This window comes from Chryseobacterium nakagawai (assembly GCF_900637665.1).
Classification (GTDB): domain Bacteria; phylum Bacteroidota; class Bacteroidia; order Flavobacteriales; family Weeksellaceae; genus Chryseobacterium; species Chryseobacterium nakagawai.
The window spans coordinates 1,151,496-1,175,336 of sequence record NZ_LR134386.1; the positions used below are offsets into that span (position 1 = coordinate 1,151,496).

Consider the following 23,841-nt stretch of genomic DNA (forward strand, 5'->3'; position numbering starts at 1 on the left):
ACGATATATGATTGTTTTAATTAAGGGTTTTTATTTTCCTGATCCAGTTCAAAACGGATTCTGTCCTGGTCAATGATTTGTTTTAATTCTTCTTCTTTTGGGAGGTACAGCAGGTATTTGCTGGCAAATAAATTATTTTTATCATTAAGTACGGAATATTTTACAATGGTTTCGTCCTTTTCAGAACATAGTAAAATTCCAATAGTAGGATTATCTCCTTCTCCGCGTTTCATATCATCATACATTCTTACATACATATCTATCTGCCCGATATCCTGATGAGAAAGTTCTCCAGTTTTCAGATCAATAATGACAAAACACTTTAAAATATAATTGTAAAAAACCAGGTCAATATAGAAATCAGAGGTATCTGTAGAGATATGTTGCTGTCTTGCTACAAAAGCGAATCCTTTTCCAAATTCCAGTAAGAATTTTTGAATATGATCTATGATAGCCGTTTCAATTTCTTTTTCTGAAAACTGTTCATCAGTTTTTAACCCCAAAAATTCAAAAATATAAGGATCCTTTAAAACACTATGAATACTCTCAGTAGAAAATTTTTTGTGTTCTAAAACTCTTTCGTAAGCCAGGGAATTGATTTGTCTTTTTAAATCTCTTGAGCTCCAGTTATTTTGAATGGCTTCATCTATATAATAATTGATTTTCTTAGTATTATCTATTTTGAATAATAGTCTGTAATGGGTCCAGCTCAATTCGTGACGCAGCGCGTCACATATTGGAAAAGTTTGATAAAAAGAACGCATATTTCTCAAATTACTTTCATCAAATCCTTTTCCAAACTCTAAAGTCAGTTTCTGAGAAAGATTTTTTAGGGTGTATTTTCCATATTCAGCACGTTCTTTTCCTTGTTGTTCATCTTCAACAATAAGTTTTCCAATCTGCCAATAGCTAAGCAGTAGTGTAGAATTCGCTATTCGAAAAATCTTTTCGCGCGACTGTCTAATGATTTCCTTTACGGATTGGAATAAAGAATCTTCGGAAATTTCCATCATACGAAAATAAAAAAAACCTCTGACTTAGCAGAGGTTTTATTCATATTTTGTTAATGCAATTAGTTTACACCATGCATCATTTTCTTTAAGACAGGTGAAAGTAAACCTAGGATTACAGAAGCAATACCACAAAGTATAACGAACACCATGAAGAATTCAAATAAGTTATGGATTTCAAATCCTGCAAATTTGTTGTACTCCACTTTGATTATATTGTCTGATTTTAACTTTGCTAATTCCGTATCTGATGGATAAGAAAGCTGTTCAGGCTTTATTTCTGCATTTTTATCTGCTTTCTTGATATCATTGATTGTTTTGTTGTTTGCTTCAATAACTTTATCAAGTTTAATCCCTGCATTATCTAAAGCTTCTTTGTCTACTTTAGCAAGATTATATTGTGCCAAAACAAATAATTCCTTAGGAGAAGCATCATGTTTTTTATCTAAGACAGCCTGTAAATCAATACCTTGTTTTTTAGCAGTCATAAATTTATCACCAGTTGCAGGTAGGATAGAACCTAATGTCCCTGCTAATGCATATCCTGCAGCATTAGAAATAAAGAAAACACCATATAGTAATGAGGCAAATCTTTTTGGAGCCAGCTTACCAACCAATGATAATCCGATTGGAGATAAACAAAGCTCTCCACAAGTCTGGATGAAGTATAAAAGCATTAACCATTTAATAGCCAATAAACCTGAACTTCCCAAATCTTTTACGTTGTGGGCGATGATGAAATAACTTAAAGCAATTAAAGCAAGACCTATAGCTTGTTTTAAAGGAGACACAGGCTCTTTTCCTTTTGCTCTTAGCTTATCCCAACACAAACTGAAAGGAACGGCTAATATAACAACGAAGATTCCATTAAAGATTTGGACCATTGAAGGAGGCATATTCCATCCGAAAATATTTCTGTCAGTCTGGTTATCTGCAATGAATGTTAATGAAGATCCTGCCTGTTCAAAAGCTGCCCAGAAAAAGATAATGAAGAAAGAAACGATATAGATTACCCAGATTCTTTGTTTCTCAATCTTGTTTTCAGCAGAGGACATGATCAGGAATGCTAAGGAAATACCAGCTGCATAGATGAATGGATAAATAATTCCTTTAATCATTTGTCCCATTTCCACCGAGTTAAACCCAAATTCACCTACCAATAAATATCTAAATACGAAGAATAAAGCAACAAATAAAACTCCGGTAATTCCTAAAGACTGACCTGAGAATTTTGCTGTTTGAGATTCTCCTTCTTCAAAATCAGCTGTTGTACTGTTTTTAGGCAACCCTCCAATAGGGCGACCTTCAGGAGTTACTACATATTTATTTTTAAGGATAAAGAATGTTACAGTTCCAATTACCATGGCAATTGAAGCGGCTAAGAACCCCCATTTGAAAGCAAAGATATCTCTTACTCCAGTAGTAGCATCTTTTACGTCTCCTACGTATGGACAAATGAATTGTCCTAAGAATGCTCCGATGTTGATCCCCATATAGAAAATGGTAAATGCAGAATCCAGTTTGGATTTTTCCTGTTTTGGATAGAGGCTTCCCACCATTGAGGAAATGTTCGGTTTGAAAAATCCATTACCAAAAATGATAACAAATAAAGCCAGCCACATAATAAGCTTAGCGCTCCCAATATCCGCAGAGAAAGTTGAGGCACTGATGAATAATAAAAACTGACCAATTGCCATAAGGGATCCCCCCACGATAATTGCAAATCTGTTTCCGATATATTTATCAGCAATAAATCCTCCCAAAAGTGGGGTTAAATAACATAAAGCTAAAAATCCACCATAGATAATTGCTGCATCAGCTTCTTTTATCAATAAGGAATTTACCATGAAGAGCGTTAAAAGCGCTCTCATTCCGTAAAAGTTGAAACGCTCCCACATTTCCGTTCCGAAAAGAACCCATAACCCTTTTGGATGTCTGGAATTCTTATTCTCTACAAATTCATCCAGTTTCGGACTTATTGCTTCAATATTATCCATTCTATTGTTAATTTTTGTTAAGACTGACAAATATAGTTTATTTTAGGTTTTTGGCAAGGTTTTAATTTTATTTTTAAATAAAAAAGCTGCGGACCACTCCGCAGCTTTCTATTCTTTATAATATCAAGGGTTAATGCCCTTTTTCCTTCATAATTTTATTTAATCTTTTTAACATTGAAAGGCCTAAAAGTGTAGCAAATATTAACAAAGCGAAATTCACAAGGAAATAATTCGTCTTATTTTCATAGCTATACCACGTACTTGCCAGAATTCCTGAAAGTTTGTTTCCTACAGAGTTGGCAAGGAAGAAACCTCCCATCATTAAAGCTGTAATCCTTGCAGGAGAAAGCTTGGAAACGAAAGAAAGCCCCATTGGAGAAAGACATAATTCCCCAATAGTAATTACGCCGTAACTTGCTACCAACCATAATGGAGAAACTTTTGCAGATCCATTATCTCCAGCCATTACCGCTAAAACCATTACCAGACATGATAATCCTGAAATAAACAGTCCTAAAACGATTTTGGTTGGTGTTAAAGGTTCTTTCCCTTTTCTTCTTAACAAAGCCCAGAATCCTACCACAACAGGAGTCAGTGCAATTACCCAGAATGGATTAATGGATTGGAATAGTTCAGTATTGTATAAGTAAACTTTACTTTCAGGGTTTTTCTCAAGAGCAGCACGTTGTTCCGGGGTAATGTTTTTAAAGTAAACATCTTTTCCGATTTCTTTTTTCGTATCTCCGTTGTCGTCTTTCTGAGAGCGGAATTGGTTATCATACACAGGAACTTCTTTGTCTTCGTAGCTCTTTCCTTCAACCATATAAATTCCTTCCAATGGTTTTTCCAGAGAGGCAGGAACGCTTCTGTCTGTATAATAGTTAGCCCATCTTGTTAAAGCAGTACCATTCTGCTTGAAAACAGCCCAAAAGAACATACTGATCAGGAATACAGAAAGTAATGCTCCGATTGATGCTTTTTCATCAGGTTTAGCCTTAAAATAAAGAGAAGCATAGAAATAAATAACAGGAACACACGCAAAAATAAAAGCATCTGTACTGTCACTTCCAAAAATATTGTTTGGAATAAACCATCCGATAGCTCCGAAAGCAATTGCAGGAACAAATACCTTAAGCATGATCTCAGAAAGTTTCGTATCACCTTCCTGTACAGGTTTCATCTGTGCTGCATGGATGTAGTGTTTTCTTCCGATTGTGAAAATCACCATACCAATAAGCATTCCAACTCCTGCGGTAATGAAGGCCTCACCCCAACCGAACTTATTACGCATAAATGCAGCAATAATGTTACAGATAAATGCCCCGATATTGATTCCCATGTAGAAAATATTGTATCCGGAATCTTTGTTCGCTTTATAAGGCTCTTCAGAATAAAGATTTCCTAAAAGGGTAGAGATGGTAGGTTTAAAGAAACCATTACCAATAATAATTAATGCCAAAGAAGCATAAAATAAAGGTAAATCCTTGAAAATCCCCATTCCTATGTACCCTGCAGCCATTAAAAAGCCTCCAAGGTAAATAGATTTGATATATCCCAGGACTCTATCAGCTAGGAATCCTCCAATAAATGGAGTAAGATAAGTTAACGCAATATAAGTTCCGAAAATGTCATCAGCAGTTTTGTCCGGAAGTCCCAGACCTCCTTTCATACCCGTAGGTTCAATAACATACAGAACAAAGATTCCAAGAATCAGGTAGTACCCGAAACGCTCCCACATTTCTGTAAAGAAAAGATAAGGCAGCCCTTTAGGATGTTTAGTCTTCATATATTCAAATTTCAATTCCTGCCAAAAATAAGTTTTTAATTCCAATTGATAAAATAAATAATACAAGCCTAAATGATTAATGAAATAAATATAAAAATCCCTTTCAAAAATTTTGAAAGGGATCTATTTTAGTTTTGAATTCTTGGTGGCGATGGAACCGGAGCTTGAATATTGACTTGTTCAACATATTTCTCTGTTTTCACTTTTATCAGACCATTGAGAAAATCCTGCAGATCCTTTTCACTAGATGCAAACTTTTTTTCCGGAGAGCCAGCACTTATTTGTGCACATGCTTTATCATCGGTAATCACATAATAATGGATAATGTCATAGTCCAGATCAATGTCATGATATTTTATATAAAACATTTCAGTTCCGTTCACAGTCCTGAATTCTGTTCTTTTGATTTTATAGTGACCGGGATTCATTAGAAAACTTGTAAGGACAATGTCCTTTACATTTTTTAATGTGGCATTATTTTCTAAAGAAAAACTCCCAAAACTAGCAAACAGATCTTTATTCAATACTCCCTGAAGCGCAAATTCTTCACGGGAGTATTCATGCTGCTCTTGAAGAATAGTCCATTTTTTAGGATTATAATAAAATCCGGCATCCGCTCTTTTGCTTTGAGCCAATGATAAAGCAGTTTTGGGATTTGTGTAAGATGTACTGTTGACTACAGTGTTTTCATACAGGCCTTCCGTTGCTTTGTTTATGAACTTCCATGTGTTGTCTGGGAAAATAATCACTTTCTGATCACCTGCTGTAAAGGCTTCCATAGTGGAAAAGTTTCCAAGGTCGCCTCTGCTGGATTTCCATGTTTTATCTTCAAAAAGCATAACTTCCTTACCATCATTAGTAATTGCTCTCTGTGAAAAGAACACAGACCAACACAATAAAAATAATAAGCACAGAGCAGGCTTCATTAATTTTTTCTATAAATTACTCAAAATAAAATCTGTCATTTTCTGATACAGTTGCGGTCTTGTCTGGCCACCATAAATCCCATGGTTTTTATCTGGATACGCCATAAAATCAAACTGCTTTTTATTTTGAATCAAAGCTTCGGACAATTCCATAGAGTTTTGGAAATGAACGTTGTCATCAGCTGTTCCGTGGATTAAAAGAAATTTACCTTTCAACAGTTTTGCATATTCAGTAGGAGAGTTCTTATCATATCCATCAGGGTTTTCCTGTGGTGTTCTCATAAATCTTTCTGTGTATACAGAATCATAATATCTCCAGTTGGTTACGGGTGCCACTGCAATACCCATTTTGAAAACATCTGCTCCTTTTGTCATGGCTAAGCTGGTCATATAACCTCCGAAGCTCCATCCGAACATACCGATTCTGCCCTTATCAATATAAGATTGGTTTCCGAACCATTTTGCAGCTGTAATCTGGTCTTCGATCTCGTATTTACCAAGATTCATATAGGTAACTTTCTTGTATTTTGCTCCTTTGTAACCTGTTCCACGTCCATCAACACAAGCAACAATGTATCCTTTTTGTACAAGATGGTTAAACCACATTGTGTTACCGTTATCCCATGAGTTGGCAACCTGTTGAGAACCTGGACCTGAATATTGGAACATGAATAATGGATACTTTTTATTAGGATCGAAATTTTTGGGTTTCATTATCCATGCATTCATTTGATCGCCTACAGCATTTGGGATAGTGATAAATTCCTTTTCAACAAAATTATCTGCTTTCAATTTCTGAAGCTGATCGTTGTTATTTTGAAGCTCTTTCACTGTTTTCCCATTTCCATCTTTTAATACATAAGTATGAGGTTTTGCAGCCGTAGAAGACGTTTCAATAAAATAGTTATAACTTTTACTGAAATTAGCAGAGTTATTTCCTTCTGCATTGGAGATCAGCTGAGATTTTCCGTTTTCTATATTTACCTTAGAGACCACTTTATTGATGCTCCCTTTTTCAGTAGTTTGGATGTAGATTTCTTTAGATTTTGGATTGAAACCATAATAATCTGTTACCTCCCAATTTCCTTTTGTAATCTGCTTCTTCAGTTTTCCATCTTTATCATACCAATATAAATGTCGGTTCCCATCTCTTTCAGAAGCCCAAAGGAAAGAATCATCATCAAGGAATTCAATCGTTGGACTGTCTGTGTCAATCCACTTATCATCAGTTTCTGTGAATAATTTCTGTACAGTTCCTGTTTTAGTATTTACTTTTAAAACATCTGAGGCATTTTGAATTCTCTCCGAAGTAATCAAAACCAATTCATCCGCTTTTGCAGTCTGAAAAACATTCTGGATATAATAATTTTTGAAAGAACCTAAGTTCAGTGGCATTACTTTCTCTGTATCAAGACGATAGAGCTGTGCAGAAACTACAGAGTTTTTTTCTCCTGCCTTAGGATATTTATAACGCATTTCTATAGGATAAAGGTTTTTTCCATAGATCGGAATATAAATTTCCGGAACCTGGCTCTCGTCCGATTTTATAAATACAATAGCATCAGAGTTTTTCGTCCATTCATATTGTTTTGCATGTCCGAATTCTTCTTCATATACCCAGTCTGCCAGACCGTTAAGAATAGCATTTTTCTTACCATCAGTAGTAATCTGAGTGATTTTGCCTGATGTTAGATCCTGATAAAACAAATTGTTATCAGAAATGAATGCTACTTTTGTGGCATCCGGTGAAAAAGCAGGCTCCTGAACAGACTTTCCTCCATTTAAGCTGATTACTTTCCCTGATTTTAAATCTTTTACTTCAAACTTTCCAAGGAAAGAGTGTCTGTAGATAGGCTGACTTTCTTTCTGCAAAAGAATTTTAGACTCATCATCCGAAAATACATAGCTTTCAAAGCTTCCCTCTACAATGTTTCCTTCTTTCTGAGAAGTTTTATATGAATATTTTGCAATTCCTGAAGGTTCAATAACAAGATAATTTTCTCCGTTTTTCATAGAAGTAATCCCGGCAATACCTTTACCACGGTAATATCCTGAATATATTTTATCTAAAGTGATTTCCTGTGCAGACACTTGATGGAATGCGGCGGCTATAGTTAAAGTTAAGAGTAGTTTTTTCATTTCTAATTTTAATGCTTCCAAATTTAATAAATCTTACCTATATAACCATATAAAACAAAAATCAGGACGCTATGCCCTGATCTTTTTATTCTAATTTGCAACATGAATAGTACCTGGATCTCCATGATCCGGTGGGTAATAGCCTTTGGGAGCGCAGGTTGGATATGGAGAATTACAGGGTTACCTCTTCTAATCCTCCGATCCACCAGATTCTGAGCTTACACGTTTGTCCGTCTACACATCTTTCATTCCTGGTAAAACACCACCTTGTACTTCTTTTAACTGTCGTCTTGAAACTTTTTTTAAATTTTTCATGGTAAATATTTTTGATTGAAGATCCAAGGTAATTAAAAAAATATCTGATGGTGAAATTTTTTAAAAAATAGAATTTGGCAGAAAAATTGAATATATATAATCACCAATCAATCAAAAAAGAGTAATTATGGAAACGAATGCATACAACCAGAAACTTAACCGATATGTATTGAACGACCGAATTGTTTATACAGGTTTTTCTAGTTTTAGTGATGCACAGGAATGTGCTGATAAAAAAGGCGGAATATTAGTGGAAGTAGGTTTTAAAGATGGAAATGATAATCCCGAAATTACAGATGAAGCTGGGTTGATAGAAAAAAAACTTCATTACTATGTGTATGCAGGCGATGAGTATAAATTCATCCATTCATCTGATCCCGGATTTAGGAAATATGCGGAAGAATTACAAAAAATTAAGGCTAGAAATGATAAAACAAGCCCGGATGAAAGGTACTTTGCCAATTTTGAAATAGAAAATATAGAAGACCCTATCATTGTAATCAAAAATGATCAGTTTCAGTCGGTAACATCAAGAGAACGTTCAAAGTATTTGAAACACGCCAGAGTTTATGAACTAGGGGTATCCCTGCCAAAATCTTAAAAAAAGTATTATGAGCAAAACCAAATATTCAGATAAAGCTCAGGACAAAGTAGGAGAAGTAATGCATGAATTCAAAGAAGGCAAGCTGAAATCTTCTTCCGGAAAGAAAGTGACAAACAGAAAACAAGCTATAGCTATTGGTATTTCTGAAGCGAGAGAAAAAGATCTGAAAGTGCCACCCAAAAAGAAAAGTAAGTAATTTTAAATACAGATGCCCGGGAAAATTCCGGGCATCTTTTTATATTTTATAGCAAGGTAAAGGCTATTTATTCTTGATGATAAAGAACTCTATAATATTCATCTGCCATTCTATCACTATTGAACTGATCTTTTACATCGTTCATTGCATTGTGCTGGATTTTTCTCCATTGTTCCGGACGATCGTAATACATAGGAAGAATTTCGTTTTCAAGGATCTCATATAATTTGTTTAAATCATAATTATCCTGTTCATAGATACTCATATTCAGATAATCTGCTTTAGGGACTACGAAAGAGTTTTCTCCGTGTTGAGCAAATTCCGGGATCCAGCCATCGTCTGTGGATAAATTGACAGATCCGTTCATCGCAGCGGTCATTCCTGAAGTACCGGATGCTTCTCTTGGAACTCTTGGGTTATTGAGCCAAAGATCAGAACCTTGTTTTAATGATTTACTTAAAGAGAGTTCATATCCTGTAAGAACGGCCATGTTTCTGTGATTCTTACTTTCTTCAACCAAAGTATTGAAGGTTGAAATTGCTGAATAATCCATAGGGTAGGGTTTTCCTGCCCAGATAATCTGGACCGGATATTTCGGATTGTTCAGAAGTCTGTAAAATCTTTCTTTATCATGTAAAAGCAGTTCTGCACGTTTGTAACCTGCAAATCTTCTTGCCCATACAATGGTAAAAACATTTGGGTTGAATAGGTTTCCGGTTTGGTCTGCCACTATGCTGAACAGTTTCTTTTTTAAATGCTTTTTACGGTAATCGAAAACGGTATCATCATTTTCATCTTTCGCATTATAAAGAGACTTATCTGCCCAATATTTGAATTCCTGTGCGTTGGTAATAGACGTAATTTCACAGATTCCGGGATATTTATTCCACATGGCACGGGAAACGACTCCGTGAAGCTGAGAAACCCCATTAGCCATTCTTGCCATTTTCAGAGCACAAAGCGAATGGTTGAAACGGTCATCATCTGTACCTGAAATTGTTTTTATTTCTTCCATGCTATAGCCGGAAAAATAAGTCATATCATAACATAATTTGAAATTATGCTTTTCATTTCCTGCTTCTTCCGGAGTATGAGTAGTGAAAACCAGTTTTTCTTTAACTTTATTCAGATCGCCATTATATTTTCTTAGTAAATAAAATGCGGCCGGAAGTCCGTGGGCTTCATTTAAATGGTAAACATCTCGTTCGATGTTCATCTCATCCAGTAATTTAGCACCTCCTTTTCCAAGTAAAATATATTGAGCCAGTTTGGTTGATTCGTTAGCATCATAGAGTTTATGACAGATCGTTTTCGAAACATGATCGTTTTCAGGAACATCCGTAGACAGGAAAAACATGGGTGCCGTGTTGAAAACCTCAGGATCAAGATACCATACCTTCACCCAAACCGGAGCCCCATGAATCTCGATTTGGAATTTTATTTCCGTGTCCTCAAGAAAGCTGTACATTTTTCTGGTCCATACGGGCTGAAGAGTCTGATCATGGTTTCTGGCCTGATCATAATATCCAAATTTCCAGAGAATACCAATTCCGATAAGATCCTGCTTCAGGTTATAAGCACTTCTCATATGAGATCCTGCTAAGAAACCAAGTCCACCGGAGTATATTTTCAATACTTGCTCAAGGGCAAATTCCATTGAGAAATAGGCGGCTTTTTTTGAATATTTGGGATTGATGCTGTAAGGTATTTTAAAATTCCTAAAATCCATAGAATGTTGGTTTGTGTTTGAAAAGACAAAGGTATTAATAATGAAAATAAACTCTATATTAATTAATGGATAAATTAATTTTAAAAGTAAGCGTTGAATAGTTTTTTTACTTATCTTTAATAGTGTAAAATTTTGATTATCAAAAACTTTTAATGATGAAGGCCAATGGCAACATGTGTTTAATTAAATAAAAAAATCACACATGAAAAAGACGTTTTCTGATGAAGATCTGATTAAGAATCTGAGTTTATATTACCTGAATCGGCATTTGAAAAAAAAGCCCATAGAAAAGTATCACCGTACAATAGATGAATCTCCACTTCATGACCGTGAAAAATACCGAAAAAAATCAGAGATTCTTCTACTCAATTCTTTTATGCATCATTTTCCTGATGTGAAATTTGAAAATCTTACCTGCGAGAGCCCGGACTTTATCGCAAAGCTGAACGACAAAAAAATCGGAATAGAACTGACTGAAGTCATTAATCATCTGGAAATGAAAAAAGTGGAGAGCACTTTGAATAAAATGTTCCGTCAGGCAGAAATATTATTAGAACAGGAAGACACTACGAAATATCGTGGTGTTTATTTTTTAGAATTTCATCCTAATATAAAGTTTGATAATCTTGAAGAACAAGAGGAGAATATTATTAATATCTACAAAAGTATAAAAAAGCATAAAGGAATTGGATGTGTGAAAAGCGTAAGGAAATCTTTTCATCGAAGAAATGTCTTTATCACCCACGAGTATAGTATGAATCTTTTTGATGAACTCTGCTCGGATAAAATTCTGGAGCTCATTGAAAAAAAGAATGAAAAATTTCCATATTATGATACTTCAGTGGATGAATGCTGGTTGGTTATTGTTTCTGATATGAATTCAATTGCTTCAAGATATACATTTATTCAGGATAAAGATCATCTGAAAGAAGTAAAAAGTCCTTTCCATAAAATTTTTCATCTGGAAAATCTCTGCGGAAATATTACGAGTATAAAATAAGAAGTATGAGTATTGAATTTATAATTAATTAATGTGTTTGTTTTAAATGTCATAAAAAATATCACCTTTTGTTATTTGTAATTAAATTATAGGTATATTTGGTATAGGTTGGATATTGATCTGACTCAAAATGACTTAACCATAAAGACAAATATATCTATGAGAAAAATTTTACTATTTACTTTCTTATATATTTCCCATTTTTTATACTCACAGGCAGATTGTGCCACGGCACTGGCTGTTTGTGGAAATTCGAATATTACTTATAGTCCTACAGGATATGGTAGTATCAAAGAAATGGTAAATTCCGGGACCTGTATAGATGCCTCGGGTGAGCATAATTCAATCTGGTATAAAATTACCATTGCTACAGGAGGTACTCTTACCTTTAATCTGGTTCCCAATAATCAGGATGCTGATTATGACTGGGCTATTTTCGGACCCAATGTGAATTGCGGAAGTCTGGGATCTGCCATACGTTGTAATGCTGCAACAGTTATTGGAGTAGGAGCCGCTACCGGATTAAATATGACCAGTACGATTACAAATGCGATAGGAGGGTCAACAACTCCATATTGTAGATACTTGGATGTGTTACCTGGTGAATCTTATTACTTGTTTATTGATAACTGGGTAAGCAGTACGAGCAGTACAACCGCTCCTTTCTCTTTAACATGGGGTGGAACAGCTACATTAGCTTCTCCGTTTACTGATCCTGTTCTTCAACCTAATCCTTTTATTCCACCAGGAATTCCGGCTGCTAATCCGGCTAATCCAAGAGAAGTTATTATCTGTGGAAATCCTGTTGTATTTGATTTTACAACTTTATCAGCAGGAATCGTTAATGGTAATCCTGGTTTTAGTGTAAGTTATCATACTAGTGCTAACGATGCATTAACGGTAAATAATCCCATTACAGCTCCTCTAACAGTAAATACTACAACGGTTTATTATTACAGTATCAGTTACACAGATCCAACCAACCCAAGCAGCCCCCTCAATAAATGTAAACAGACGGGAACCTTTAAATTTAAGGATGGATCTATTGTTGTAAAAAATGCCACGTTAATAGAATGTAATAACAATAATGCAGGAACGGCTCTTTTTGATCTCACGACCGCCGATGTGACAGCAGCTCCTAATGTTTTTAAGAAATACTATACCAGTATGTTTGATCTTAATGCTGGAACTAATGAGATCATTAATCCGAATGCATTTATCTCTGCTGAAGGAACTGTTTATGTAAAAGTGACTTCTGAGTATGGGTGCAGTGGAATTGCAGAGATTACATTAAAATTTCATCCTGTAGTTGTTGTAAACGAAGCGACTCTTACCACTTGTTTTATAGAGTCTAATCCGAGTACAGGATCTTTTAATCTTGCGGACGCTTTTGTAACGAATCCGAGTAATACAGATAAAAAATATTATCCATCCGAAGCCGATGCCATCCATCAGACCAATGAAATTTTAACCCCGCTGAACTATATTGCACCCAATGGAGTGGTGTATGTAAGAGTTGCCAATAACAGAGGATGTTACGCCGTTGTTAAAGTGACTTTAGTAGTGACTCCTCCGAAATATTCTGATGTACTTAAAGATAAAACTATATGTATAGAAAGTAAAACAACTTTGGATGCAGGACCGGGATTTAAAAGCTATCAGTGGGGCACAGGAGCCACCACTCGCACTGTTAATGTAGGAGTTGGAGTATATTGGGTTAAACTTAAAACCGGAGATTGTTTTACTACCCAAACTGTAAAGGTAATACCTTCTGAACAGCCTGTTATTTCTAATATTGAGGTAGGCAGTAATACCATAACAGTATCTGTACTAGGAGGCACACCGCCTTATCAATACTCGTTGGATAATATTATTTGGCAGGATTCTAATATTTTTACCAATCTTCCAAGAGGAGAGTATAAGATTTTTGTGAAAGATGACTATAATTGTGATCCTATAAAGGTTGATATTGTTGTTCCAAACCTGGTGAATGTTATTACTCCAAATGCTGACGGTGTGAATGATGTGATTGATTATTCTGCATTATCCGGTAAACAAAATCTGGTGATTAATATTTTTGACAGATATGGAACTAAGATTCATCAGGCTGATAAGCTTAACGGCTATAGATGGGATGGAACGGTAAATGGAAGAAGAGTTCCTACTGGTACCTATTGGTATTCCGTATTGTGGAATGAAAATAACAACAAGAATACTCCTGTTAAATTTACTGGCTGGGTATTAGTTAAAAACCGCGAATAATAATATACTATAAATAAAATACATAGATAAAACCACTTCTAGAGAGGTGGTTTTTCTATTTGAATTTTTTAGATTAGTTATCAAAATAAAAAGCATGAAAGACCTGTTTATAAAACGCTTTGAATATTATAAATCCCTTGGTGATCAGTCATTTGAACAGATAATGGATGAACAGATTTTTTGGCAGTATAATGAAGAAAGCAATTCCATTGCAGTCATTGTACATCATATTGCAGGAAATATGCTTTCAAGATGGACTAATTTCCTTACTGAAGATGGTGAAAAACCCTGGCGCCATCGTGACGAAGAGTTTGTGAATACTTTTAAAACTAAAGACGAGGTACTTGAGTTTTGGGAAAAAGGCTGGCGTTGTCTTTTTGAAGCTTTAGGTCAGATTGATGAAGAAAATCTTTATTCTACAATCTATATAAGAGGAGAAGGGCATTCTGTTATTGATGCCGTTTTTAGGCAACTCGCTCATTATCCATATCATATCGGACAGATTGTTTATATCGCTAAAATGATTAAAAATGAAGACTGGAAATCGCTTTCTATTGCCAGAAACAAATCGCAGGAGTTCAATGTTGACATGAAAAATAAATTATTTGCAGAAGAATCGGCTGCCAATTCATCACCCGTTTGTTTTCAAAACAGCCCGGAGGTAAGAGACGAATATAAACAATAGATTGAATCAATCTTGGATTATTATTAAAATTACTATCTTTGCACCCATAAAATTCAGAAGTAACACATGTCTGCTTTTCAAAGAACTGCCGCGTATCACACACTTGGCTGCAAATTAAATTTTGCAGAAACATCTACTATTGCCCGTCAATTAACAGATGCAGGTTATGATAAGGTAAGCTTTGATGAGAAAGCAAATATTTATGTAATCAACACATGCTCAGTTACTGAAAATGCAGACCGTGAATGTAAGCTTCATGTAAAAAGAGCAATGAAAGCCAATCCAGATGGACTGGTGGTTATTGTTGGGTGCTATGCACAGCTGAAACCTGAAGAAATTTCACAAATTGAAGGAGTAGACCTTGTTTTAGGGGCTAAAGAAAAATTTAATATTCTAAGCTACCTTGATGATTTAGAGAAATCAGATAATGAGGGAATCGTTCATTCATGCGAGATTGAAGAAACCGATTTCTTTATCGGAAGTTATTCTATTGGAGACAGAACAAGAGCATTCCTGAAAGTTCAGGACGGATGTGATTACAAATGTACTTACTGTACCATTCCATTAGCAAGAGGGATTTCTCGTTCAGATACCATCGAAAATGTTCTTAAGAATGCGACAGAAATTGCAGGAAGAGACATCAAAGAAATCGTTCTTACCGGAGTCAATATTGGTGATTATGGGAAAGGTGAGTTTGGAAACAAACGACACGAACATACTTTCTTGGATCTTATTTCAGAATTAGATAAAGTAGCAGGGATCGAAAGAATCCGTATTTCTTCCATTGAACCTAATCTTTTAAAAGATGAAAGTATCGAACTGGTTTCTAAAAGCAGAAGCTTTGTTCCGCATTTTCATATTCCGTTACAATCAGGATGCGATGATTTATTGAAAAAAATGAAACGTCGTTATCTAACAAAACTGTACAATAACAGGGTAAACAAAATCCGTGAGGTAATGCCTGACGCTGCTATTGGTGTGGATGTTATTGTTGGATTCCCTGGAGAAACAGAAGAAAAGTTTATGGAAACCTATAATTTTCTTAACGAACTTCCTATTACCTACCTTCATGTATTTACTTATTCTGAAAGAGAAAATACAGAGGCCGCTGCAATGGAAGGCGTAATTCCGGTAGCTGAAAGAAAAAAACGTAATAAAATGCTGAGAATTCTTTCTGAAAAGAAAAAAATGGCATTTTATCAGACCCAACTTGGAAAAACACTTCCTGTACTTTGGGAGCACGAAAATAAAGACGGGAAAATGTTTGGCTTCACAGAAAACTATGTGAGAGTCCAGAAAGACTTTGATCCTGCATTCGTCAATCAAATCGAATTTCTAAATTTAGAAAAAATCCTGTCAGATGGCACAGTTTCTGTGCAATCTTCCTACCAAAATTTTTTAGCAAAAGCATAGGCTCTTTGCAAAATTTCCACTAAATTTATTTTTAAACTTTAAATACTACATTCATGAGAGATAAGTTTTTATCTTGGGGAATTGTATTAGTAGTTGCTACCTGGATTGTAGCGCTGCTGATAAAAGCACATTACTGGATACCGACACTGTTATCCGCTATTTATGCATTGGGAGTTTACAACGCTTACCAATCGAAACATGCTATTTTGAGGAACTTTCCGGTACTGGGATACTTGAGGTACTTTTTCGAAAGTATTTCACCCGAAATGCAGCAGTATTTCATTGAAAGGGAGACAGACGGGAAACCATTCCCAAGAAACCAGCGTTCTGCTGTATACAGACGTGCAAAAAATCTTAGTGATACTGTAGCTTTCGGAACGCAGTTAGAAGTAAATCATAGAAAATATGAAGGAATTAAGCATTCTATTTATGCAAAATCTCCATCAGAAGAGCTTCCTAGAGTTTGGGTAGGCGGAGAGCAGTGTACACAGCCTTATCATGCTTCTTTATTTAATATCTCAGCAATGAGTTTTGGGGCATTAAGTGACAGAGCACAGATCTCATTGAACAGAGGAGCTAAAAAAGGAAATTTCTTTCATAATACAGGAGAAGGAGGGGTTTCTCCTCACCATCTGGAAGGAGGAGATTTATGCTGGCAGATCGGTACAGGATATTTTGGATGTCGGGATGAAGAAGGAAAATTTAATCCGGAATTATTTAAAAAATATGCAACGCTTCCTAATGTGAAAATGATTGAGATCAAATTATCACAAGGAGCAAAACCAGGACACGGAGGAGTACTTCCAGGGGTAAAAAATACTCCGGAAATTGCAGCTATTCGTCACGTAAAACCAGGAATGACTATTATTTCTCCACCATCACATACTGCATTTTCAAATGCTGCCGGATTGTTGAATTTTGTAAAGGAATTAAGAGAACTTTCTGGTGGGAAGCCAGTTGGGTTTAAACTTTGTATTGGAGATACTAAAGAATTTGAAGATATCTGTGTACAAATGAATGTCCTGAAGATTTATCCTGATTTTATAACGATTGATGGGGCAGAAGGAGGAACCGGTGCAGCACCGCCTGAATTCTCAGACGGAGTGGGAATGCCTTTGGAGCCGGCTTTGATCTTTGTGAATAGAACTCTTAATAATTATAATCTGAGAAATAAGCTGAGAGTAATTGCCAGTGGTAAAGTACTTACAAGTTTAGATATCTTAAGAGCAGTAGCGATGGGAGCTGATATGTGTAATAATGCAAGAGGATTTATGTTCTCGCTGGGATGTATCCAAGCCTTAAGGTGTAATTCCAACAACTGTCCGACAGGAGTGGCTACACAAGATAAAATGCTTATTAAAGGGCTTGATGTTACAGATAAGGCAGAAAGAGTATATCATTTCCATAAAAATACCCTTCATACTTGCAATGAGCTAATTGCAGCAGCAGGAAGAAGTTCTTATGAAGAAGTAGACGCTACGATGTTTATGAGAGGAGATGAATTTGACCACCTTGCAGACCTTTATTTCCCTGATATTTTAGGAAATGTAAAGCAAAAGGCCAGATCTTAATTTAATAAATTGGCTGTATAGACAGCTTTAATAAATTAAAAAAGACAGATTAGCAATAGTTATAATCTGTCTTTTTTATATCTGATCAATTTGGCTAATGGTATGCCTTATTCTAGAAAAAGCATAATGCTTTTAGTTGTACAATGATGAATTGTATAAGTAATAAAAAACCGTCTATTTATAGACGGCTTATTTTTATTTATCATCGGTAGGCCTTGTCTCAGTTCCGTAGATCTGGAAATTGAAAACAAATGATTTGTTTCTATAATTGTACCCACCATAAGGATAGTAAGCATTTCTAGCAAAAGCAGCTCTTGAAGGAACAATAATTACCCCTTGAAGGTTGTAAGGTGTTTCATTTGGTAAATCTTTAAAAGCGGTAAACTTCTGTAATGCCTCTCTGAAACCAGGTATTTCAAAATAATCTCTTTCTCTACCATTGTTTACTCTTACACTTTTCTTTGCGTAATAGTAAGCTGGGTCAACCAATGGAATTGTGCTATCATCTATGGTATTTAAAAATGGACTCTTAGCAGAAAATACAGAAGTTCCATTGTTATCAATAGCCAGGTAAGAATCAGCCCTACCCATTATTTTAATGATATCATCAGTTCCAATTACTTTACCATTGTCTGGGGCAGGTTGTGCTCCGTTTCTCATGATATACATTGTTCCTGAAGGAAGCTTTTCAACTCCCAATTGTGATAATTTCTTCTCATTATCATCAGAAGTATCAGTGGCGCTGAAAGCTTTTATATTCCCTTGTGCATCCAAATAATTTTCATCCAGAAATTTTGCAATAGCTTGATCGTCATATGTGTTCTGTACATTAATATCTGCGGGTTCCTGGTAAGTATTTACATCATCATCTTTTTTACAGGCAGAAAAACACAGAGATCCGGCAAGGATATATAAAAATATTTTTTTCATTTCAAAAAACTTTAATTACTTTACAAATAATATAACGGCAAAAGTATAAAAAAATATGAGAATAGATAAATTTTTGTGGAGCATTCGTTTTTATAAGACGAGAAGTATTGCAGCTGAGGAGATTAAAAAGAATAGAGTTTCTATGGGAACATCTGCCGTAAAGTCATCTAAGGAGGTAAAAGAAGGAGATGTCATCAAGATTCGTAAGAACCAGATTGACTATAAAATAAAAGTACTTCAGATTCCTAAAAGCAGAATCGGAGCTAAATTAGTTCCTTTACATATACAGGATGTTACTGATAAAGAACAATACGAATTGCTGAAACTGCGTAAAATGTCCCAGGATTATTACAGAAACAAGGGAGAGGGGAGGCCTACGAAAAAGGACAGAAGGGAGATGGATGATTATGTAGGAAATGATATTGATACAGATTTTACCGATTGGGATGATTTCTTTGGGGAAACAGATAATGAAACCAGAGAAGAAGATTAAAATAGAAAGCTCTAGTGATAGAGCTTTTCTATTATTTCGTTGACAATATCTTCAGGTTCCCTACCATCAGTGCCTATCGTAAACTGAGCTTTACTGTAAAATTGATTCCTTTCAAATAAATGCTTGGCAATAAATTCGGGAAGGTCTTCATCAACAATATTGGCAATTAGGGGCCTTTTTTCTTTTTGTTTAGAAAGTCTCTCAACCAATGTTCCTACAGAGGTTCTTAAAAATACACTTCTGGAATTATGATTAATGATTTCCATATTATTATAGTAAACAGGAGTGCCACCCCCAAGGCTTAATACAACATTCTCTTCCGAAGCTAATATTTCTTCAAGGGCCTCTCTTTCCAGTTTTCTAAAGTAAATTTCTCCCTTTTTCTCAAAAATCTCAGGAATGGTTAATTTATTTCTCCTGGAGATCTCTTTGTCAAGATCAATGAGTTTAAAATCTATTTTATCGCTTAATATTTTGGAAATGTGGGATTTGCCACTTCCCATGTATCCAATTAGTGAAATTATCATGAATTTTTTTTAAACAAATTTGCGAAAAAGTTTTGAGATAAAGAAAAAAGTCATATCTTTGCACCACTTAAAACAAGGGACATTACTTAAATGAAAACTTGTTTATGAAGTGGCCGACTCGGTAGCTCAGCTGGTAGAGCAATACACTTTTAATGTATGGGTCCTGGGTTCGAATCCCAGCCGGGTCACTAGCAATAAATATTACAAATTTTGTAATTTTATTGCCTGCGTGGTGAAATTGGTAGACACGCCATCTTGAGGGGGTGGTTTCCTAAGGATGTGCTGGTTCGAGTCCAGTCGCAGGCACTGCAAAGAAAATTTTATAATTAAGAATAATTATTTTATATTTATTCCTAATTGTGGCCGACTCGGTAGCTCAGCTGGTAGAGCAATACACTTTTAATGTATGGGTCCTGGGTTCGAATCCCAGCCGGGTCACAAGTTTACTGAAAAGTAAATTTTTTTCATATTAATATTTTGTGATTTGGTGTTTCAAAGGCTTCCTTCCGGAGGCCTTTGATTTTTATTTAAACTAAAATCTGAAATATAATAAAGATATTCTGTTTTAAACTTCAATGATATCCTTACTTGTGATATAGCTGCAAAAATAATGAGCTTGAAAATCTTAGATAATAAACGTAATCTCGATTGATAGAGTTTATATTTCTTTACTTTATAGGTCAATGATATTTTTGTGTATATGAAATTCGAAAGAGAAAGTATGTTGGGAGGGTAACTCAAATAAAAAACTCTGACCAGGGTATGATCAGAGCTATGTTTTATTTATTAGGAAAGCCATTTGGGAGTAAATATTAATCCAAATGCATATTGTCAATTAATCTCACTCCATCTACAACGACCACAATAAAGGCTCTGAATTTTCTGTCTTTATAGAAGAAATCAGTTTCCTGTAAAGTGTTTTCATCTGCAATAAGGAAGTATTCTAATTGCATTCCTTTTTGATTGTCAAAAATATCTGTTACTCTTTCTTTGATTTCAGGAATACTAACCGTTCTGAACCAGTCATTTACTTTTTTTAAAGTTTCATAAATGATTTTTGAAGCTTCTTTTCGATCTTCTTGAAGTCTTTGGTTTCTTGAGCTTAACGCCAGTCCGTTATCTGCTCTGTAAATAGAAACTCCTTGTATTTTAACGGGTAAGTGCTTTTTATCTACCATTTTCCTAATGATGGCTAACTGCTGGAAATCTTTTTCTCCAAAATAAGCATTATCAGGCTGTACCTGTCTGAATAATTTCTCTACAACGGTCCCTACACCGTCAAAATGTCCAGGTCTGGATTTTCCTTCCATTTCATTTTCCAATCCATCAAAATCATAGTGTTGACTTTCTGCTTTTTCAGGATAAATATCTGTAACTTCAGGAATGTAAACAGCATCTACAAGCCCGGATTTTTCTAAAATCAGGAGGTCTCTATTAATATCTCTTGGATATTTTTCAAGATCCTCGGGGTTATTAAATTGAGTCGGATTTACAAAAATTGAAGAAATAACAAGGTCATTCTCCTTTTTTGCTTCTTCATACAGGGAAAGATGTCCCTTGTGCAGAGCTCCCATTGTAGGGGCAAAGCCAATTCTTTTTCCCATTTCCTTCTGTCTTTCAATGAAATCCTGAAGGGTTTTCCTGTTTTTTATAACTTCCATAGTTTATTTTAATACTTATTCAAAAATACTAAAAATATCACATAATAAAATGTGTTTTTACCAATTTGCCAAAGGGAATTTTCGTAAAAAAATGTTAATTAAAATAATGTTGGATGTTTTTTTGTAATTTTGCACATTAAAGCATTTTTACAAAAATTAGATAGAAAGTTTATGCCGAATCAAAAAATACTGTATATTACTACAGAGATGTATCCATACCAAGAAGATACAAATATGGCCGCTGTGGTAAACAAAATGGCGCTTAAGATGCACAATGAAGTTAATGATGTAAGAGTTTTTATGCCAAGATTTGGACAAATAAGTGAAAGGAAATTCCAACTTCATGAGGTGATTCGTCTTTCAGGGATGAATATTATTATCAATGACCTGGATCAGCCACTTATCATTAAAGTAGCGTCTCTTCCGGGGGAAAGACTTCAGGTTTACTTTATAGACAATGAAGAATATTTCAAAAGAAAACAGTATTATTTCGATGACGAAGGGACCCCTTTCGATGATAATGACGAAAGAGCTATTTTCTTTGCCAGAGGAGTAATTGAAACCATCAAAAAACTCAATTGGGTACCGGATGTTATTCATTTGAATGGATGGATGTCTTCATTTGTTCCAATTTATCTTAAAACTTACTACGAATCAGATACTTATTTCAAGGATGCAAAGATTGTTCTTTCCTTATACAATGAGAAAGAAGCTGAACTTGATAAAAAGATCGATGAAAAGCTGAAGTTTGATAATATTTCAGGATTAAAAGCGTTAGATAATCCAACGATCAAAAGTTTCGTTATCGAAAGTATGAACTATGTAGATACTGTTGTAAAAGGAGATGAATTCCTGGATGAAGACCTTGATAAGGCTTTCAATGAAACAGCGACTCAAAAGTCGGAGTATCTTGATGTAGATTCTATAAATCAACTTTATTAAAAAAACACATTTTTAATGACTCATACTCTTAAAAGGACTTTCGCCATGCTTCTATTGGCGGTTTTCGGAAGTGCAATTCTTTATAACTGCGAACCGGATCCGGATTCGCTTGGTCAACAACTCTTTGATAAAGATGCTGCAAAAGGTACTGAACTTTCATTGCCTATTATAGCCTATAATATTAATAATAATGACTCTATCAGGAGTGATGCGACCGGACTGCTCGCTACTGGAGGATCTAATGTAGCCGTTCTTGGAGCTTTTAAAGAAGGTCAATTTGGAATGCAGAAGGCTTCTTATATTACTCAATTGAGATTACCTGCTACCTTTGATTTCGGAGATAAACCAGAAGTAGATTCCGTTGTGCTGGTGGTAAGAACACCTGCAAATACAGCAGATGATACTTATTATATTGCAGATAAAGTGATTGCACCTGCTGCATATGAAAAAAAGGATTTCCCTGTTGGAAATGAGAAAGTAACTGTTTCTGTAGAAAAGAAAACATATCCAATTTTTAAGTACGGTAAAGATGATACTGCTTTTAAGTCTATGAAGATTAACGTGCATGAAGTTACTTCATTCTTAGATGCGAGTAAAACAGAGTTTACCCGTTCTACTGCTACTGGCGTTACTACAGATAAATTGCTTGGATCAGGTGTTTTTGATGGAAATGTAAGCAGTGTTGTTATTACCAATAAAACGGATAATACTATACCATTTGAAGCTAAGTTAGGTTTCAGAATAAATCTGGATAAAACATTTTTCCAGCAGAAAATTCTTGATCAAAAAGGAAAACCCGTGCTTCAGGATGCTGCTAACTTTACAAGATACTTCAATGGAATCAAACTTTCAGTGGAAGAAAATGACGGTTATCTTTTCCAGTTTTCTCCTAATGATATGCAGATTATTATGTATTATAAATCTGATATAACGGCGAATGGTACTACAACCAGATCACAATCGAAACTTGAGTTTGATCTTGGAAACAAAAATGTTCATCTCGGACAATATGCATATGATAGAAGCAATTCTGCTCTTGGAAAAGTAATACCTACATTTACAAAAAATGGTGATTCTAGAATTTTCCTTCAGGGAATGGGAGGACCTTCTATGGGGGTGAAAATTCCGGATGATGTTATTAATGGCTTGAAAGATAAGTTTAAAAATGATAAAGCTGGTATTATAGGGGCTAAAGTCAGAGTGTATGTAGATATGGATAATACATTTGTTAATGCTCAATCTGTAGCAGCAAACCGTAAATTTACACTTGTTCCGCTTCCATATAAACAAGATGGTACAATTGATTATGCAAACCTTGTATTTACAGCAGATATGACTGCAGGGTTCCCAATGTATTATTATAATGCGAAGAATGGAGACACTCCTGAATATTATGAATTTGTGGTAACAAAAACGATTAAAAATATTGTTGAAGGTAAAGATGGTACTACTACTTTGGCAGCCAATGATCCTTTATTGATTAACCTAGGAGCATTTGTGAAAAACCCATCTAACAGTGGAATACCATATGGAGCAAGATATACTACCAGAGCTACTGATATGAACAGAGTAGTACTGATAGGAAGTGATCCTAGTAATGATAAAAATAGAGTTAAGCTGGTAGTTACTTATTCAACAGCTAATAAATAAAACAC

20 protein-coding genes and 3 tRNA genes are annotated in these 23,841 nt (G+C 35.1%); 13 read left to right on the forward strand and 10 right to left on the reverse strand.

All coding sequences use genetic code 11. From position 1 onward, the window contains the following. Positions 1-20 precede the first annotated feature (20 nt). From EL260_RS05230 to EL260_RS26250, 6 genes are all read right to left on the reverse strand, one after another. The gene (locus EL260_RS05230) at positions 21-1,013 is read right to left on the reverse strand and encodes a PDDEXK nuclease domain-containing protein (RefSeq protein ID WP_123859161.1); all 993 of its coding nucleotides are present in this window, start codon (positions 1,011-1,013) and stop codon (positions 21-23) included. A gap of 59 nt (positions 1,014-1,072) precedes the next feature. Further along, positions 1,073-3,007, reverse strand: a complete 1,935-nt coding sequence (locus EL260_RS05235; protein WP_228445324.1) for a peptide MFS transporter — start codon at positions 3,005-3,007, stop codon at positions 1,073-1,075. 130 nt (positions 3,008-3,137) lie between these two features. After that, the gene (locus EL260_RS05240; RefSeq protein WP_123859162.1) at positions 3,138-4,793 is read right to left on the reverse strand and encodes a peptide MFS transporter; all 1,656 of its coding nucleotides are present in this window, start codon (positions 4,791-4,793) and stop codon (positions 3,138-3,140) included. A gap of 128 nt (positions 4,794-4,921) precedes the next feature. Then, positions 4,922-5,719 (reverse strand): hypothetical protein, encoded by a 798-nt coding sequence (locus tag EL260_RS05245; RefSeq protein ID WP_123859163.1) that lies wholly within the window; start codon positions 5,717-5,719, stop codon positions 4,922-4,924. A 9-nt stretch (positions 5,720-5,728) separates the two neighbouring features. Next, positions 5,729-7,858, reverse strand: coding sequence for a S9 family peptidase (locus EL260_RS05250; RefSeq protein ID WP_123859164.1), 2,130 nt, complete (start codon positions 7,856-7,858; stop codon positions 5,729-5,731). 234 nt (positions 7,859-8,092) lie between these two features. Continuing rightward, a complete protein-coding gene (locus tag EL260_RS26250) occupies positions 8,093-8,173 on the reverse strand; it encodes a bacteriocin-like protein (protein WP_449506076.1) in 81 nt (26 codons plus the stop codon). Positions 8,174-8,300: 127 nt separating this feature from the next. Here EL260_RS26250 and EL260_RS05255 point away from each other — a divergent pair, with 127 nt between their 5' ends. Together EL260_RS05255 and EL260_RS05260 are read left to right on the forward strand one after the other, a co-directional pair. After that, positions 8,301-8,774 carry a hypothetical protein gene (locus tag EL260_RS05255; RefSeq protein WP_123859165.1) on the forward strand — a complete coding sequence of 158 codons (474 nt, stop codon included), beginning with the start codon at positions 8,301-8,303 and terminating at the stop codon, positions 8,772-8,774. A gap of 10 nt (positions 8,775-8,784) precedes the next feature. Beyond that, complete coding sequence (locus EL260_RS05260) at positions 8,785-8,973, forward strand: DUF6496 domain-containing protein (protein ID WP_123859166.1); 189 nt, start codon at positions 8,785-8,787, stop codon at positions 8,971-8,973. A 67-nt stretch (positions 8,974-9,040) separates the two neighbouring features. On the opposite strand, the gene glgP is transcribed toward EL260_RS05260, so the two are convergent. Continuing rightward, positions 9,041-10,702 (reverse strand): alpha-glucan family phosphorylase, encoded by a 1,662-nt coding sequence (gene glgP, locus EL260_RS05265; protein ID WP_123859167.1) that lies wholly within the window; start codon positions 10,700-10,702, stop codon positions 9,041-9,043. 202 nt (positions 10,703-10,904) lie between these two features. On the opposite strand from glgP, the gene EL260_RS05270 reads away from it, so the two are divergent. The 5 genes from EL260_RS05270 to EL260_RS05290 all read left to right on the forward strand — a co-directional run bounded on the left by EL260_RS05270 (position 10,905) and on the right by EL260_RS05290 (position 17,633). Continuing rightward, on the forward strand, positions 10,905-11,702 hold the full coding sequence (locus EL260_RS05270; RefSeq protein ID WP_123859168.1) for a hypothetical protein: 798 nt from the start codon (positions 10,905-10,907) through the stop codon (positions 11,700-11,702). 159 nt (positions 11,703-11,861) lie between these two features. After that, the gene (locus EL260_RS05275; RefSeq protein WP_123859169.1) at positions 11,862-13,964 is read left to right on the forward strand and encodes a T9SS type B sorting domain-containing protein; all 2,103 of its coding nucleotides are present in this window, start codon (positions 11,862-11,864) and stop codon (positions 13,962-13,964) included. A gap of 94 nt (positions 13,965-14,058) precedes the next feature. Continuing rightward, on the forward strand, positions 14,059-14,649 hold the full coding sequence (locus EL260_RS05280; RefSeq protein ID WP_123859170.1) for a DUF1572 family protein: 591 nt from the start codon (positions 14,059-14,061) through the stop codon (positions 14,647-14,649). A gap of 66 nt (positions 14,650-14,715) precedes the next feature. After that, entirely contained in the window at positions 14,716-16,062 is a 1,347-nt protein-coding gene (gene mtaB, locus EL260_RS05285; RefSeq protein WP_123859171.1) for a tRNA (N(6)-L-threonylcarbamoyladenosine(37)-C(2))-methylthiotransferase MtaB, read from the forward strand. 53 nt (positions 16,063-16,115) lie between these two features. Beyond that, positions 16,116-17,633, forward strand: coding sequence for an FMN-binding glutamate synthase family protein (locus EL260_RS05290; RefSeq protein ID WP_123859172.1), 1,518 nt, complete (start codon positions 16,116-16,118; stop codon positions 17,631-17,633). A gap of 195 nt (positions 17,634-17,828) precedes the next feature. Here the strand turns inward: EL260_RS05290 and EL260_RS05295 are convergent, their stop codons facing one another. Then, positions 17,829-18,563, reverse strand: a complete 735-nt coding sequence (locus EL260_RS05295; protein ID WP_123859173.1) for a hypothetical protein — start codon at positions 18,561-18,563, stop codon at positions 17,829-17,831. Between the two features lie 55 nt (positions 18,564-18,618). Between EL260_RS05295 and EL260_RS05300 the strand changes: the two genes are divergently transcribed. Further along, complete coding sequence (locus EL260_RS05300; protein ID WP_123859174.1) at positions 18,619-19,056, forward strand: RNA-binding S4 domain-containing protein; 438 nt, start codon at positions 18,619-18,621, stop codon at positions 19,054-19,056. Between the two features lie 11 nt (positions 19,057-19,067). Here the strand turns inward: EL260_RS05300 and EL260_RS05305 are convergent, their stop codons facing one another. Beyond that, complete coding sequence (locus tag EL260_RS05305; RefSeq protein ID WP_123859175.1) at positions 19,068-19,583, reverse strand: shikimate kinase; 516 nt, start codon at positions 19,581-19,583, stop codon at positions 19,068-19,070. 115 nt (positions 19,584-19,698) lie between these two features. On the opposite strand from EL260_RS05305, the gene EL260_RS05310 reads away from it, so the two are divergent. From EL260_RS05310 to EL260_RS05320, 3 genes are all read left to right on the forward strand, one after another. After that, a tRNA-Lys gene (locus EL260_RS05310) sits at positions 19,699-19,771 on the forward strand. Positions 19,772-19,806: 35 nt separating this feature from the next. Then, positions 19,807-19,889: transfer RNA gene (locus EL260_RS05315), tRNA-Leu, on the forward strand. 59 nt (positions 19,890-19,948) lie between these two features. Next, positions 19,949-20,021 (forward strand) — tRNA-Lys (locus EL260_RS05320). A gap of 374 nt (positions 20,022-20,395) precedes the next feature. Here the strand turns inward: EL260_RS05320 and panC are convergent. Next, on the reverse strand, positions 20,396-21,244 hold the full coding sequence (panC, locus tag EL260_RS05325; RefSeq protein WP_123859176.1) for a pantoate--beta-alanine ligase: 849 nt from the start codon (positions 21,242-21,244) through the stop codon (positions 20,396-20,398). A gap of 171 nt (positions 21,245-21,415) precedes the next feature. Between panC and EL260_RS05330 the strand changes: the two genes are divergently transcribed. After that, a complete protein-coding gene (locus tag EL260_RS05330) occupies positions 21,416-22,186 on the forward strand; it encodes a glycogen/starch synthase (RefSeq protein ID WP_123859177.1) in 771 nt (256 codons plus the stop codon). A gap of 15 nt (positions 22,187-22,201) precedes the next feature. Then, positions 22,202-23,836: a DUF4270 family protein gene (locus EL260_RS05335; RefSeq protein ID WP_123859178.1), complete on the forward strand. Its 1,635-nt coding sequence runs from the start codon at positions 22,202-22,204 to the stop codon at positions 23,834-23,836. Positions 23,837-23,841: the final 5 nt, after the last annotated feature.

Excerpts from the sequence above, each read along its gene's own strand:
- glgP (WP_123859167.1), bottom strand. The coding sequence starts at position 10,702 with ATGGATTTTAGGAATTTTAAAATACCTTACAGCATCAATCCCAAATAT.
- EL260_RS05330 (WP_123859177.1), top strand. The coding sequence starts at position 21,416 with ATGCCGAATCAAAAAATACTGTATATTACTACAGAGATGTATCCATAC.
- EL260_RS05305 (WP_123859175.1), bottom strand. The coding sequence starts at position 19,583 with ATGATAATTTCACTAATTGGATACATGGGAAGTGGCAAATCCCACATT.
- EL260_RS05270 (WP_123859168.1), top strand. The coding sequence starts at position 10,905 with ATGAAAAAGACGTTTTCTGATGAAGATCTGATTAAGAATCTGAGTTTA.
- EL260_RS05245 (WP_123859163.1), bottom strand. The coding sequence starts at position 5,719 with ATGAAGCCTGCTCTGTGCTTATTATTTTTATTGTGTTGGTCTGTGTTC.
- EL260_RS05290 (WP_123859172.1), top strand. The coding sequence starts at position 16,116 with ATGAGAGATAAGTTTTTATCTTGGGGAATTGTATTAGTAGTTGCTACC.
- EL260_RS05280 (WP_123859170.1), top strand. The coding sequence starts at position 14,059 with ATGAAAGACCTGTTTATAAAACGCTTTGAATATTATAAATCCCTTGGT.
- EL260_RS05260 (WP_123859166.1), top strand. The coding sequence starts at position 8,785 with ATGAGCAAAACCAAATATTCAGATAAAGCTCAGGACAAAGTAGGAGAA.
- mtaB (WP_123859171.1), top strand. The coding sequence starts at position 14,716 with ATGTCTGCTTTTCAAAGAACTGCCGCGTATCACACACTTGGCTGCAAA.
- EL260_RS26250 (WP_449506076.1), bottom strand. The coding sequence starts at position 8,173 with ATGAAAAATTTAAAAAAAGTTTCAAGACGACAGTTAAAAGAAGTACAA.
- EL260_RS05240 (WP_123859162.1), bottom strand. The coding sequence starts at position 4,793 with ATGAAGACTAAACATCCTAAAGGGCTGCCTTATCTTTTCTTTACAGAA.
- EL260_RS05235 (WP_228445324.1), bottom strand. The coding sequence starts at position 3,007 with ATGGATAATATTGAAGCAATAAGTCCGAAACTGGATGAATTTGTAGAG.
- EL260_RS05295 (WP_123859173.1), bottom strand. The coding sequence starts at position 18,563 with ATGAAAAAAATATTTTTATATATCCTTGCCGGATCTCTGTGTTTTTCT.
- EL260_RS05255 (WP_123859165.1), top strand. The coding sequence starts at position 8,301 with ATGGAAACGAATGCATACAACCAGAAACTTAACCGATATGTATTGAAC.
- EL260_RS05300 (WP_123859174.1), top strand. The coding sequence starts at position 18,619 with ATGAGAATAGATAAATTTTTGTGGAGCATTCGTTTTTATAAGACGAGA.
- panC (WP_123859176.1), bottom strand. The coding sequence starts at position 21,244 with ATGGAAGTTATAAAAAACAGGAAAACCCTTCAGGATTTCATTGAAAGA.
- EL260_RS05275 (WP_123859169.1), top strand. The coding sequence starts at position 11,862 with ATGAGAAAAATTTTACTATTTACTTTCTTATATATTTCCCATTTTTTA.
- EL260_RS05230 (WP_123859161.1), bottom strand. The coding sequence starts at position 1,013 with ATGATGGAAATTTCCGAAGATTCTTTATTCCAATCCGTAAAGGAAATC.
- EL260_RS05250 (WP_123859164.1), bottom strand. The coding sequence starts at position 7,858 with ATGAAAAAACTACTCTTAACTTTAACTATAGCCGCCGCATTCCATCAA.
- EL260_RS05335 (WP_123859178.1), top strand. The coding sequence starts at position 22,202 with ATGACTCATACTCTTAAAAGGACTTTCGCCATGCTTCTATTGGCGGTT.